Raw genomic sequence first — 11,903 nt, forward strand, 5'->3', positions numbered from 1 at the left:
GTGGCACAGGCCCGCGCCGAGATGCCGCAGAAGAACGAGCTGTGTGGCGCGTTCGTGACCGTGGTTTCCTTGCGTGCCAACGGAATCGCGGTGCGGGACCAGGACGAGGCCGCGCTGGCTGCGGGGGTCCGGCTGTCCGCGGACGGCGAACCGACCTGGCCGCCGGGGGAGAAAAGCCGCGACGACTACCGAGTCCCCTTGCCCCGCGCGGAAAACCCGGCGGAATCGGGGGCGACACCGACGGGAGTCGCGCGGGCCGTGGAAGCGCTTTCCGGTGGGCGGCTCCAGGCCGTGCCCGCGAGCGGTGACTGGACGGACGAGGCGCTGGGCGCGTTGCTCGCCGGGATCCACGACCTCCCGCGCGTCGCGACTGTGGCCAATGTGGACACCGGTGAGTTCGCCGCGCACGACACCCCTTCGCGAGCCTTGCTGGACTACGTCGAAGGTGGGTTGCCGCCGCTGTGGTCTTCACGCTGGCGCGTGGGGCATTTCGTGCTGCTGGCCGGGACGCTGAGCGGCCCCGGCGGCACGGTGGTGTCCGTTGTGGACACCTACCCCTCGCTGGGCGACCAGGGGGTGCACGGCCAGCCGCTCGACCGGCTCGTGCTCGCCCTGCGCCGCGAACGGCTGCCCACGCCGGGCGGCCTCCTGCTCGTCGTCCCCGCCGAGGAGCGGGAGGCAGCCGCGGCGCTGGTCAGGAACGCGGGGCTGACGACGGATCTGTGGGCGTAGCCAGCCGGGAGTGCCTGCGCCCGTAACCGAAGTAGATCGCCAGGCCGATGGCCAGCCACACCGCGAACCGGATCCACGTCATCACGTCGAGGTTCAGCATCAGGTAGAAGCACGCCAGCGCCGCCACGATCGGCAGGACGGGGGAGAGCGGCACGGTGAACGGCCGCTTGAGGTCCGGCCGCCGCCTGCGCAGCACCGGTACCGCGATCGCCACGATGATCATCGCGGAGAGCGCGCCGATGCTCACCATGTCCGACAGCTCGGTGATCGGCACGAACGCGGCCAGCAGCGCGATCAGCACCGCGCCGCCGATCGTCATCCGGTGCGGGGTGCCCCAGCGCGGGTGCGCTGTGCCGAGCGCCTTGGGCAGCAGTCCGTCCCGCCCCATCGCGAAGCCGATGCGCCCGATCGTCACCAGCTCGACCATCATCACCGACGTCAGCCCGGTGACCGCGCCGAGCGAGATCAACGCGCTGATCCAGTGCTGGCCCACGGAGTCGAACGCCGCGGCGAGCGGGGCGCCCGCGTCGATGTCGGTGAACGGCACCATGCCGGTGAGCACGATCGAGACACCGATGTAGAGCAGCGCGCAGATGCCGAGCGCGCCGAGGATGCCGACCCGCAGGTCCTTGCGCGGGTTGCGGGTTTCCTCGCCCAGGTTCGCCAGCGCCTCGAAACCGGTGTAGGCGAAGAACACGATCGCCGCCGCGCTGATCACCCCGGCCAGGCCGTACACCGACTGCGACAGCCCGAGCCCGGCCTGCACGACCGGCTGGTGCAGCACGCTGCCACCGCCCTCGGCGGGGTGGGCGGGCGGGATGAACGGGGTCAGGTTCGAACCCTTGATGAAGAACACGCCCACGGCCAGGATCAGCACGCACACGGCGACCTTCACGATCACCAGCACGTTCGTCGCCAGCGCCGACTCGCGGATGCCGAGCACCGCGACCACGGTGAGCACCGCGATGATCACGACGGCGCCGATGTTGACCGTCGCGTCCTCGCCGAACCACTCCGGCGGCAACCCCATCAGGTTCGCCAGGTAACCCGACCAGCCACGCGAAACGACGGCCGCCCCCAGCGCGAACTCCAGCAGCAGGTCCCAGCCGATGATCCAGGCGAACACCTCGCCGAGCGTGGCGAACGCGTACGTGTAAGCGCTTCCCGCGGTCGGCACGCTCGAAGCGAGCTCGGCGTAGCACAGCGCCGCGAGCCCGGCCACGACCGCGCCGATCACGAACGACAGCGTGACCGCGGGACCCGCGTGCGTCTTGGCCTCGACACCCGCGAGGGTGAAGATGCCGGTGCCGATGATGATGCCGACGCCGAAGCCCACCAGGTCACGGCCGCGGAGGCGCCGTTTCAGGTCGCCGGAGTCCTGCCTGGCCAGGATGTCGTCGACGTTCAGGGTGCGCGTGATGCCCATGCCGGAAACGTTAGAGAATCGCGCCCTGCCCCGCACAACAGCGGGAACTACGCGAGAGGGCCGCCACAGTTCCCCGTGGCGGCCCTCCCGGAAAGTCCCGACGTCAGTCGAGGTAGTCGCGCAGCACCTGCGAACGCGACGGGTGACGCAGCTTGGACATCGTCTTCGACTCGATCTGGCGGATCCGCTCGCGGGTCACGCCGTAGACCTGGCCGATCTCGTCCAGCGTGCGCGGCTGGCCGTCGGTGAGGCCGAACCGCAGCCGCACCACACCCGCCTCGCGCTCGGACAGCGTCTGCAGCACCGACTGGAGCTGGTCCTGCAGCAGCGTGAACGACACCGCGTCCACCGCCACGACGGCCTCGCTGTCCTCGATGAAGTCACCGAGCTGCGAGTCGCCCTCGTCACCGATGGTCTGGTCCAGTGAGATGGGCTCGCGGGCGTACTGCTGGATCTCCAGCACCTTCTCCGGCGAGATGTCCATCTCCTTGGCCAGCTCCTCCGGGGTGGGCTCGCGCCCGAGGTCCTGGAGCAGCTCGCGCTGGATCCGGCCGAGCTTGTTGATCACCTCGACCATGTGCACCGGGATGCGGATGGTGCGGGCCTGGTCGGCCATGGCGCGGGTGATCGCCTGGCGGATCCACCACGTCGCGTACGTGGAGAACTTGTAGCCCTTGGTGTAGTCGAACTTCTCGACCGCGCGGATCAGACCGAGGTTGCCCTCCTGGATCAGGTCCAGGAACGCCATGCCGCGGCCGGTGTAGCGCTTGGCGAGCGAGACGACCAGCCGGAGGTTGGCCTCCAGCAGGTGGTTCTTGGCGCGCTCGCCGTCACGGATGATCCACTTGAGGTCACGGCGCAGCTGGGTGGGGAGCTTCTCGCCCTCCTCCTCGGCGATGCGGACGCGCTCGGCGGCGTAGAGCCCGGCCTCGATGCGCTTGGCCAGCTCCACCTCCTCCTCGGCGTTCAGCAGCGCGACCTTGCCGATCTGCTTGAGGTACGCCCGGACGGAGTCCGCGGAGGCCGTCAGCTCGGCGTCCTTGCGCGCCTGGCGCAGGGCCTCGGACTCCTCCTCGTCCCAGACGAAGTCGGGGTCGTTGGAGGACTTGCCGCCCTTGCCGCGCTCGGTCCTGGCCGCGGGGGAGTCGGCTTCCTCCTCCTCGTCCTCGGACTCGCCGTCCTCCTCGCTGACGGTGGCGTCCACGACGTCCACCTCGACCTCTTCCAGGTCGGCGAGGTCGGCCTCGAGGTCGACGTCCTCCAGGTCCTCGTCACCGCCGGGGCCGTCGGGCTCGCCCGCGTCCTCGCCCTTGGTCGCGGCCTTGCGCGTGCGGGTCTTGGCGGGGCCCTTCTTCGCTCCGGTCTTGGCGGCGGTCTTGCGTGCGGCCGGCTTCTTGGCGACGGTGCCGCTCTGCTCGGTGGCGGCGGCCTCGGCGCCTGCGTCGGGTTCCGCGCTCGTTGTCTTCGTGCCGCTTCGGGTAGCGGTTTTTGCGGCTGCCACGTACGCCCTTTCGCAGCGGTCGATCACGGCGGGCCGAGCTGGGAGGGCCCGGCCGCCTCAGATTCGGGGAACGTCCCGCGGCCTGCGGTTTTGTCCTCCGCGACCGTGGGCCGTGTTCCATTGTAACGACGACAGGCGCGCGTGTTGCGGCCGATCTTCCAACGACGGGAGCCGCGGGGGCGCTCAGGTCAGTGTTCGATGCCCTCGACGGCGGCCGCCGCTGCCCCCACGATACCCGCGTTGTTCTGCAGAGATGCGACGATGACCTTGGTCCTGTTCTCGAGCAGCGGGACCCATTTCTCGGATTTCTTGCTCACCCCGCCGCCGACGATGAACAGGTCCGGCCAGATGAGGTTTTCGAGCACGGTCAGGTAACGGTTCACGCGCTTGGCCCACTGGTGGTAGGTCAGCCCCTCGTTGTCCTTGACCGAGGCCGCCGCCTTCTTCTCCGCGTCGTGCCCGTCGACCTCCAGGTGGCCGAACTCGGTGTTCGGCACGAGCTTGCCGTCCTGGAAGACGGCGCTGCCGATCCCGGTGCCGAAGGTGAGCAGCGTGGTGACGCCGTGCCGGGCGATCGGGTCGCCGAAGCGGATCTCGGCCATGCCGGCCGCGTCGGCGTCGTTGAGCATCGCGATGTCCTCGACGCGCCGGTCCAGCACGTCGGCGAACAACGCGTCCGCGTCCGTGCCGATCCACTTCGGGTCGATGTTCGCCGCGGTGTGGGCGACGCCCTTCTTGATCACCGCGGGCAGGGTGATGCCGACGGGCCCGTCCCAGGCGAAATGGCGGACGACCTTCGCCACCACCTCGGCGACCGCCTCCGGTGTCGCCGGGCGGGGCGTGTCGATCCGGAGGCGGTCGCCGATGAGCGCGCCCTTTTCCAGGTCGACAAGGGCGCCCTTGATACCGCTGCCGCCGATGTCGATTCCGAAACCCCGGGTCGCCGTCATTGGCGCCGTCCCTTCCTTCTCGATTCAGAAGCCTGTCTCGGGAACTCTAACCGGGTGTGGTCACATGGTGGTGTGGCAGCCTTCGACTCCGATCCCGAAGACCTGAAGAACACCGCTGTCCAGGTGGCGCGCGAGGCGGCCGACCTGGTGCGCCGTGCCCGTGAAGCCATGTTGGCAGGCGAGGCCGTGCAGGTCGATACCAAGTCCACCGACACCGACGTGGTGACCGCCGTCGACCGCGCCTCGGAGCGGCTCGTCCGGGAGAGGCTCGCCGAGCTGCGGCCCGGCGACGGCGTGCTCGGCGAGGAGGAGGGCGGTGCCGCGGGGGACGGCGTCACGTGGGTCGTCGACCCCATCGACGGCACCGTGAACTTCCTGTACGGGCTGCCTGGCTTCGCCGTTTCCGTCGCCGCGCAGATCGGCGGCGTGTCGGTGGCGGGTGCCGTCGTGGAGCCGGTGGACGGCCGCTGCTGGACGGCCGTGCGGGGCGGCGGTGCGTGGCTGGACGGCAGGCGGCTGCACGTGTCGTCGCCGCAACGGCTGGATTTGACCCTGGTCGGCACGGGCTTCTCCTACGACGGCGAGCGCCGCGGCCGCCAGGCGAAGGTGGTCGGGCAGCTGGTTTCGCGGGTGCGGGACATCCGCCGCGCGGGTGCGGCGTCACTGGACCTGTGCGCGGTCGCGGCCGGCTGGCTGGACGCCTACGTCGAGCACGGCCTCAAGCGGTGGGACTGGGCCGCGGGAGCGCTCATCGCCGAGGAGGCGGGCGCGGTGGTGTCCCTGCCGGGGGAGGACCGGGAGCTGGGCGCCGACGCCACCTACGCGGCGTCACCGGCCATCGCGGACCCGCTGCGGAAGACGCTGCTGGAGTGCGGGATCCAGGAGGTCTGACCTCAGCAGGTCACGTTGCGGGCGGCTTCGAGCAGCCCCTTGTCGAGCACCGGCCCGGTGCCGGCGGACTGCTCGTTGCCCCCGTCGGGGTGCTCGGCCGACCACGTCCGCAGCTGCTGCAGCACCTGCCGCGCCTGCTGGGTCGGCCGCACATCGCCGAACGTGCTGCCGACGGACAGGTCCACCGACGCGTCCGCGCGGGTGTCCTTGACCAGCTCCAGGCACGGCACGACGAGGCTCAGCGTCCGGGCGGCCGAACGGCCGTTGTCCCCGAAGCGCAGCTGCCCGTGGCACTTGGCCTCGGTGTCGGGGTAGGACGGGTCGTTGTCCGGGGCGGCGATCTGGGTGAAGCCGAGCTCGCGCAGGCTCTCGGTCGTGATCGCCCCCTGGCCGCGGGCCTGGCTCGCGTTGAGCACCCGCACCGCGACCTTGTCCGGCGGCAGCGGGGTGGTGTCGTCGAGCGCGGAGTGGCTCAGCGTGGTGAAGGTGACCCCGTTGACGGGGACGGGCGCCGGCTCGCAGCGCAGCGCCGCGTCGATGTCGGCCTTGCTGGTCACCGCGCGGATCCAGACGACCGCCGCGATGAGCCCCATCACCGAGACGAAGATGACGATGGGCAGCGGACGGCGTTTGCGGTAGCCCGGTTTCCTGCGGTTGCCGAACCCGATCCCCGACGCCACCTGCCCGATCCCTTCCCCGAAAAAAATCCCCGACAGTCCCCCGCTATCAGGACCTTCGTTCCTGATCAGCGTAAGCGTTACAGTGCACCACGCCCGACACCTCCGTTCGAGTGGGTCCGGTCGCGCCCCGACCTGCACCTCTGGACCCTGGTGTTCCCCCTGTTGGGTGACGTCTCAAGTCCTTCGTCTAACACGTTGCGGGCCCGGGTACCTCGTGAGCTACCCTCTGCGGGCTCCGGCCGTAGCCAAGGGTCCCCCAACCACTCGCCGAAGAGAGACCTGCCTCACTACGGCGCCGGGCACAAACAGGGGCGCTGGAACGTTGTCCAGCGGCACGAAGGGCTCACGACGCGCATCGCGGGCCCCGGACTTGAGACACAAGCTGATCGCAGGGGTGAGGGACAATGGCGACCGACTACGACGCTCCGCGCCGCAGCGAAGCCGACGAGCTGGCCGAAGACTCGTTGGAGGAGCTGAAGGCCCGGCGCAACGAGAACCAGTCCGGCGTCGTGGACGTCGACGAGGACGCGACCGCGGAGAACTTCGAGCTCCCCGGCGCGGACCTGTCCGGGCTTTCCGGTGAGGACCTGACCGTCAAGGTGGTGCCGAAGCAGGCCGACGAGTTCACCTGCTCGGTGTGCTTCCTGGTGCACCACCGCAGCAGGCTCGCCGAGGAGCACGACGGCCAGATGATCTGCCGCGACTGCGCCTGACCGGGCGAGGTGGCCGGCTAGTGCCGGCGCAGTAGCTCGGCCACCTTCTCCGGCTTGCGCGAACTGAAGACCCAGTAGGGCGTGGGGTCGTCCGGGTCCGTCAGGTGCACCCGGACGATCGGTCCGATCCAGCCGCGGTGCACGACGAACGCCGCGGGGTCGAGTTCCGGGCCCATCGCCTTGCGCTTGCGGTCCTTGCCGATGACCTCGACCTCCCCGACGAAGCGCAGCGGCAGCCGCGCCTTGCCGACGACGAGCTCCTCCCCGGTGATCTCCACCTTGGTCCGGCCCATCAGCAGCAGCCACGCCGCCATCAGCGGCACCAGCACCACGTACGGCAGCCACGCGCGCACCCCCGGGTACCCCATGTGGATCTCCGCGGCCAGCAGGCCGGCCGCGATCAGCGGCAACGGCCACCCCCACCACGACACGTACAGCCGCTCGGTGTGCCGCTTCCGGTCCGTTCCCGCGGCCCGCTCCACCCCGGCAGCGGCCGCGCCTGCGCTGTCACCCACGTGTCCAGGGTAGTCTCGCCGCCCGTGTCCACCGTGCAGGTCCTGCTTTCCCGGCTCGATCCGGATGTGCCACTGCCCCGCTACGCCCGTCCCGGCGACGCCGGGGCCGATCTCGTGACCACCGAGGACGTGGTCCTGCCCCCGGGCGAACGGGTGGTCGTGGGCACGGGCATCGCGATCGCGCTGCCCGAGGGGTACGCCGGGTTCGTGCACCCGCGTTCGGGGCTGGCCGCGCGCGTCGGCCTGTCCGTGGTCAACACGCCGGGCACCATCGACGCGGGCTACCGCGGCGAGATCCGGGTATGCCTGGTCAACCACGACCTCCGCGAGCCGGTCGAGCTCGCGAGGGGGGACCGGATCGCGCAGCTCGTGGTGCAGCGGGTGGAGACCGCGGAGTTCGTGGAGGTGCCCGAGCTGGCGCCGAGCGAACGCGGTGCGGGTGGTTACGGGTCGACCGGCGGTCATGCCACGCTGGAGGTCGGCACTGGGGAAGGAGCGAGGAAGTAGTGGGCATTTTCGGACGCAAGCGGCGGACCCCGGACGAGGAGGAGCCGCGCGGCAGGCACGCCGCGGCCGAGCCGGAGGACCTCGAAGAGGACTACGAGGAGCCGCAGCCGGTCGTCACCGACGGGCCGTTCGACATCGCCGACGCCCCCGAGGACGAGGTGCCCAGGATCGACCTGGGTTCGGTGCGGGTGCCCGTGCCGGACGGCGCGCAGGTCCAGGTGGAGATGGACCCCGCGGCGGGCGGGGTGCGCGCGGTGCACGTGGTCACCCCGCAGGGGCAGATCACGGTCAGCGGTTACGCGGCGCCGCGTTCCGGCGGCCTCTGGGAGGAGGTCGCCGCCGAGCTGTCCGAGCAGCTGCGCAAGGACGGCGCCAAGGTGACCTCCGGCCAGGGCGAGTGGGGGCTGGAGCTGTCCGCGGTGATCGGTGACGTGGCGCTGCGCTTCGTCGGGGTCGACGGGCCGCGCTGGATGCTGCGCGGCGTGATCGCGGGGCCGCAGTCGCTGGCCGCGGAGGCACCCGGGGTGCTGCGGGACATCGTCCGCGACACGATCGTGATCCGGGGCGACGCGCCCATGCCGGTGCGCTCGCCGCTGCCCATCACGCTGCCCGACGCCGTCGCCCAGCACATCGCGGAGCAGCAGCAGGCTCAGGCTTGACGCCAGGCTTCGACCACCGCACGCCCTACCGACCCGGGGTCGGCGCCCAGTTCACTGAGCGTCGTCTCGCGCAGGACCGCGCGGGGCAGGGCGGCGGCCCATTCTCGCGCGACGCCCAACGGGTGCACGGGATCGTCCGTGCACGCGACGATCCCCGCCGGCACCTCGAGCGTGCGGAGTTCCTCGAGGGTCGGCGCGGGGTGGCTCGCGGCGACGCGTAGTCCTGCCGCGAGGCCGTCCCCGTGCCGCCGCCAGGCCCTGGTCAGCTCGTCGGCGAGCCAGGGCGCCACGCCCGCGATGGACAGCGACAGCGCTTTCTCGAGCCCTTCGGCGTCCACGAGGTCCGCGGACGCCCGCGCGGCGAGCGACGCCGGTGCGTCGCCCGGTTGGCCGTGCCAGGCGGGCAGGGCGAGCAGCAACCCGGCACAGCGACCGGGGTTGCGCACGGCCCATTCCGCGGCCAGGTGGGCCCCGAAGGAGATGCCGCCCACGAGCAGTGGACCGCTCTCGGCGAGCGCGTCCAGCAGGGTGAGGAAACCCACGGCGAGACGATCACCGGCCGGTGGTCGCGGGGTGGCCGCTTCGATCCCCGCAGCAGCCAGCGGACCTGCGAAAACGGCTCGGACGAAGATCTCGTCCGAGCCCGTCCCCGGCAGCAGCACGGCACGCGTCACCGGCATAGCGGACGTCACGTTGCGATCTTGCGGCAAACGGGCTTCCCTTGCGTGGAACGAAGAGGACGACGTTACCGTTTACCACGTACGGGCCGAACAAGTCGGGGGCCCCGAGCAACAGGAGAACCGCCTATGTCCGCCAAAGACGGCGGCTATTTCAGCCGGTTGGTTCGCAAGCTGACCAGCGACGTCGACGAACTCGACGCGGACGACCTCTCGGAGAAGTCCGAGGCGGTCGGGGCGCAGCGCGCCTGCGACTGCCGCTCCGGCGACGAGGTCACGGTGCTGGGCAGACTGCGCAGCGTGGAACTGTGCCCGGAGGACAAGGCCGCCACCCTACGGGCTGAGTTGTTCGACGGGACGGAAGGTGTGACGTTAGTCTGGCTCGGACGGCGCCGGATCCCGGGCATCGAGCCCGGGCGGACCATCAAGGTGCGCGGCCGCATGGCCGAGCGCGATGGGCAGAAGGTGCTGTACAACCCGTTCTACGAGCTCCAGACGACCTCCTGAGTTGGTAACCACACGTGACTGAACGCCCCGGCGACACCGAGACCGAGACCCAGGACAAGCCGGAACCGACCCTGCTGGAACAGATGGGCGGGGTGTCCGGGCTCGTCTACTCGTCCGTGCCGATCGCGGTGTTCATCCTGGTGAACTACTTCTTCGGCCTGCAGGCCGGGATCTGGAGCGCGGTGGGCAGCGCGGTGGCGATCACCGTGCTGCGCATCGTGCGCCGGGAGCCGCTGCAGCCGGCGATCTCCGGGTTCTTCGGCGTCGCGATCGCGGCGTTCATCGCCTACCGGACGGGCTCGGCCAAGGGCTTCTTCCTGTTCGGCATCTGGGCGAGCCTCGTCTACTGCGCGGCGTTCGTGCTGTCGATCGTCGTGCGCTGGCCGCTCGTCGGGGTGATCTGGAACGTCATCAACGGCACCGGCACCGACTGGCGCAGGGACCAGCCGTCGAGGCTCGGCTACGACGTCGCGACGCTCGCGCTGGCGCTCGTCTTCGGCGCGCGGTTCGTGGTGCAGCGCTGGCTCTACGACAGCGACCACACCGGCTGGCTGGCGTTCGCCAAGATCGCCATGGGCTACCCGCTGTACGCGCTGGCGCTGCTGGTGGTGGTCTGGGCCGTCCGCCGGTCCGACAAGCGCCTCAAGGCCCTGCGCGAGGCGCAGGAAGAGGCCGAGGCCGACACCGAAGCCGCGCTGCGGCTCAAGTACAGCCAGCGCCCCAACGAGGCCTGAAGACCCCGGCAGGGCCCCGGCCGAGGCCCTAGTAGCCCAGGGCCTTCCGCACATCGCCTTCCACTTCGGCGTTCGCCACGAACAGCAGCTCGTCGCCGGGCTCCAGCGGGTCCTCCGGCTGGGGGACGATGACGCGGTCCCCACGCAGGATCGTGACCAGCGCGGCGTCCCGGGGCAGCGCGATCTCGCTCACCGGGCGCCCCGCCAGCGGCGTCTCCGCGGGCAGCGTCAGCTCGACGAGGTTCGCCTGGCCCTGCCGGAACGTCATCAACCGCACCAGGTCGCCGACGCTCACCGCCTCCTCGACCATCGCGGCGAGCATCCGCGGCGTCGACACGGCGACGTCCACGCCCCACGCGTCGGTGAACAGCCACTCGTTGGCCGGGTTGTTCACCCGCGCCACGACGCGCCGCACCGCGAACTCCGTCTTCGCCAGCAGCGACACCACGACGTTGACCTTGTCGTCCCCGGTCGCGGCGATCACGACGTCACAGCGCTCGACACCGGACTCCTCCAGCGTCGAGACCTCGCACGCGTCCCCGAGCACCCAGTCGGCCTGCTCGACGGTCTCCGGCTCGAACTGCTGGGACTGCCGCTCGATCAGCATGACCTGGTGGCCGCCGTCGATCAGTTCGCGGGCGATCGAGCGCCCCACGGCACCGGCTCCGGCGATCGCGACCCGCATCAGCTCTCCTCCTCAGGAGCACGCCCGGCGACGCTCGTCACGTCGCTCACCGTGCCCGACCGCGCGGCCACGTACACGAGGTCGTCGGCCTGCAGCACCGTCTTGGCGTCCGGCAGCACGGGAGTGCCGAACCGCATGATGAACGCCACCCGCGCCTCCGTGGCCTCCTGCAGCTCGTTGACGGTGCGCCCGACCCACCCCTCGTGCAGGGGCAGCTGCAGGACCGCCACGTTGCCCGTGGGGTCCCGCCAGGCGGACGCCACGCCGTCGGGCAGCAGCGTACGCAGGAAGCGGTCGGTGGTCCACGGCACCGTGGCGACGGTCGGGATGCCCAGCCGCTCGTAGACCGCGGCCCGCTTCGGGTCGTAGATGCGGGCCACGACGTGCTCGACGTGGAAGGTCTCCCTGGCGACGCGCGCGGAGATGATGTTCGAGTTGTCCCCGCTGGACACGGCCGCGAAAGCGCCCGCTCTCTCGATCCCGGCGTCGATCAGCACCTGGCGGTCGAAACCGATGCCGAGGATCTGCCTGCCGTGGAAGTCGCTGCCCAGCCGCCGGAACGCGTCCTGGGACTTGTCGATCACGGCGACCTCGTGTCCCAGGCGCTCCAGCGCCGCGGCCAGGGACGCGCCCACCCGGCCGCATCCCATGATCACCACGTGCACCCGCTTGCCTCCTGTGCGTCACCCGAACGGCGGTTACCCGCGCAGAACCTACCCTGTCGCC

The 11,903-nt window shown here is 70.8% G+C and carries 15 protein-coding genes; 7 read left to right on the forward strand and 8 right to left on the reverse strand.

The features are described 5' to 3' along the window. A complete protein-coding gene (locus BMZ92_RS20800) occupies positions 1-732 on the forward strand; it encodes a DUF6885 family protein (protein WP_245783164.1) in 732 nt (243 codons plus the stop codon). On the opposite strand, the gene BMZ92_RS20805 is transcribed toward BMZ92_RS20800, so the two are convergent. The 3 genes from BMZ92_RS20805 to ppgK all read right to left on the reverse strand — a co-directional run bounded on the left by BMZ92_RS20805 (position 695) and on the right by ppgK (position 4,609). Beyond that, a complete protein-coding gene (locus BMZ92_RS20805; RefSeq protein ID WP_091510197.1) occupies positions 695-2,158 on the reverse strand; it encodes an amino acid permease in 1,464 nt (487 codons plus the stop codon). The two genes, BMZ92_RS20800 and BMZ92_RS20805, sit on opposite strands and share 38 nt — an antisense overlap. A gap of 103 nt (positions 2,159-2,261) precedes the next feature. Next, on the reverse strand, positions 2,262-3,659 hold the full coding sequence (locus BMZ92_RS20810; RefSeq protein ID WP_091510362.1) for an RNA polymerase sigma factor: 1,398 nt from the start codon (positions 3,657-3,659) through the stop codon (positions 2,262-2,264). Between the two features lie 188 nt (positions 3,660-3,847). Beyond that, positions 3,848-4,609 (reverse strand): polyphosphate--glucose phosphotransferase, encoded by a 762-nt coding sequence (gene ppgK / locus BMZ92_RS20815; RefSeq protein ID WP_091510199.1) that lies wholly within the window; start codon positions 4,607-4,609, stop codon positions 3,848-3,850. A 72-nt stretch (positions 4,610-4,681) separates the two neighbouring features. Here ppgK and BMZ92_RS20820 point away from each other — a divergent pair, with 72 nt between their 5' ends. Continuing rightward, on the forward strand, positions 4,682-5,500 hold the full coding sequence (locus BMZ92_RS20820; RefSeq protein ID WP_245783165.1) for an inositol monophosphatase family protein: 819 nt from the start codon (positions 4,682-4,684) through the stop codon (positions 5,498-5,500). A gap of 2 nt (positions 5,501-5,502) precedes the next feature. Here BMZ92_RS20820 and cei read toward each other — a convergent pair whose 3' ends face one another. Next, complete coding sequence (cei, locus tag BMZ92_RS20825; RefSeq protein WP_091510202.1) at positions 5,503-6,180, reverse strand: envelope integrity protein Cei; 678 nt, start codon at positions 6,178-6,180, stop codon at positions 5,503-5,505. A 404-nt stretch (positions 6,181-6,584) separates the two neighbouring features. On the opposite strand from cei, the gene BMZ92_RS20830 reads away from it, so the two are divergent. Continuing rightward, positions 6,585-6,893, forward strand: a complete 309-nt coding sequence (locus BMZ92_RS20830; RefSeq protein WP_091510204.1) for a DUF4193 domain-containing protein — start codon at positions 6,585-6,587, stop codon at positions 6,891-6,893. A 17-nt stretch (positions 6,894-6,910) separates the two neighbouring features. Here BMZ92_RS20830 and BMZ92_RS20835 read toward each other — a convergent pair whose 3' ends face one another. After that, a complete protein-coding gene (locus BMZ92_RS20835) occupies positions 6,911-7,375 on the reverse strand; it encodes a DUF3093 domain-containing protein (protein WP_091510207.1) in 465 nt (154 codons plus the stop codon). A gap of 57 nt (positions 7,376-7,432) precedes the next feature. Here BMZ92_RS20835 and dut point away from each other — a divergent pair, with 57 nt between their 5' ends. Beyond that, the gene (gene dut, locus BMZ92_RS20840) at positions 7,433-7,915 is read left to right on the forward strand and encodes a dUTP diphosphatase (RefSeq protein ID WP_091510209.1); all 483 of its coding nucleotides are present in this window, start codon (positions 7,433-7,435) and stop codon (positions 7,913-7,915) included. Continuing rightward, on the forward strand, positions 7,915-8,574 hold the full coding sequence (locus BMZ92_RS20845) for a DUF3710 domain-containing protein (RefSeq protein ID WP_091510212.1): 660 nt from the start codon (positions 7,915-7,917) through the stop codon (positions 8,572-8,574). Before dut ends, BMZ92_RS20845 begins: the two co-directional genes overlap by 1 nt. On the opposite strand, the gene BMZ92_RS20850 is transcribed toward BMZ92_RS20845, so the two are convergent. Further along, positions 8,565-9,266 (reverse strand): alpha/beta fold hydrolase, encoded by a 702-nt coding sequence (locus BMZ92_RS20850; RefSeq protein ID WP_245783166.1) that lies wholly within the window; start codon positions 9,264-9,266, stop codon positions 8,565-8,567. The genes BMZ92_RS20845 and BMZ92_RS20850 overlap by 10 nt on opposite strands. 114 nt (positions 9,267-9,380) lie before the next feature. Here BMZ92_RS20850 and BMZ92_RS20855 point away from each other — a divergent pair, with 114 nt between their 5' ends. Both BMZ92_RS20855 and BMZ92_RS20860 read left to right on the forward strand, forming a co-directional pair. Then, complete coding sequence (locus tag BMZ92_RS20855) at positions 9,381-9,758, forward strand: OB-fold nucleic acid binding domain-containing protein (RefSeq protein ID WP_091510217.1); 378 nt, start codon at positions 9,381-9,383, stop codon at positions 9,756-9,758. 14 nt (positions 9,759-9,772) lie between these two features. Beyond that, the gene (locus BMZ92_RS20860; protein WP_091510219.1) at positions 9,773-10,492 is read left to right on the forward strand and encodes a DUF3159 domain-containing protein; all 720 of its coding nucleotides are present in this window, start codon (positions 9,773-9,775) and stop codon (positions 10,490-10,492) included. A gap of 28 nt (positions 10,493-10,520) precedes the next feature. Here BMZ92_RS20860 and BMZ92_RS20865 read toward each other — a convergent pair whose 3' ends face one another. Beyond that, positions 10,521-11,177, reverse strand: coding sequence for a potassium channel family protein (locus BMZ92_RS20865; RefSeq protein WP_091510221.1), 657 nt, complete (start codon positions 11,175-11,177; stop codon positions 10,521-10,523). After that, positions 11,177-11,842, reverse strand: a complete 666-nt coding sequence (locus BMZ92_RS20870) for a potassium channel family protein (RefSeq protein WP_091510224.1) — start codon at positions 11,840-11,842, stop codon at positions 11,177-11,179. Before BMZ92_RS20870 ends, BMZ92_RS20865 begins: the two co-directional genes overlap by 1 nt. Positions 11,843-11,903: the final 61 nt, after the last annotated feature.

The organism is Amycolatopsis sacchari, assembly GCF_900114035.1.
Lineage (GTDB): Bacteria > Actinomycetota > Actinomycetes > Mycobacteriales > Pseudonocardiaceae > Amycolatopsis_E > Amycolatopsis_E sacchari.

Bases quoted from the DNA above. Each gene is read 5' to 3' on its own strand.
- BMZ92_RS20805 (WP_091510197.1), bottom strand. From the start codon at position 2,158: ATGGGCATCACGCGCACCCTGAACGTCGACGACATCCTGGCCAGGCAG.
- ppgK (WP_091510199.1), bottom strand. From the start codon at position 4,609: ATGACGGCGACCCGGGGTTTCGGAATCGACATCGGCGGCAGCGGTATC.
- BMZ92_RS20830 (WP_091510204.1), top strand. From the start codon at position 6,585: ATGGCGACCGACTACGACGCTCCGCGCCGCAGCGAAGCCGACGAGCTG.
- BMZ92_RS20855 (WP_091510217.1), top strand. From the start codon at position 9,381: ATGTCCGCCAAAGACGGCGGCTATTTCAGCCGGTTGGTTCGCAAGCTG.
- BMZ92_RS20865 (WP_091510221.1), bottom strand. From the start codon at position 11,177: ATGCGGGTCGCGATCGCCGGAGCCGGTGCCGTGGGGCGCTCGATCGCC.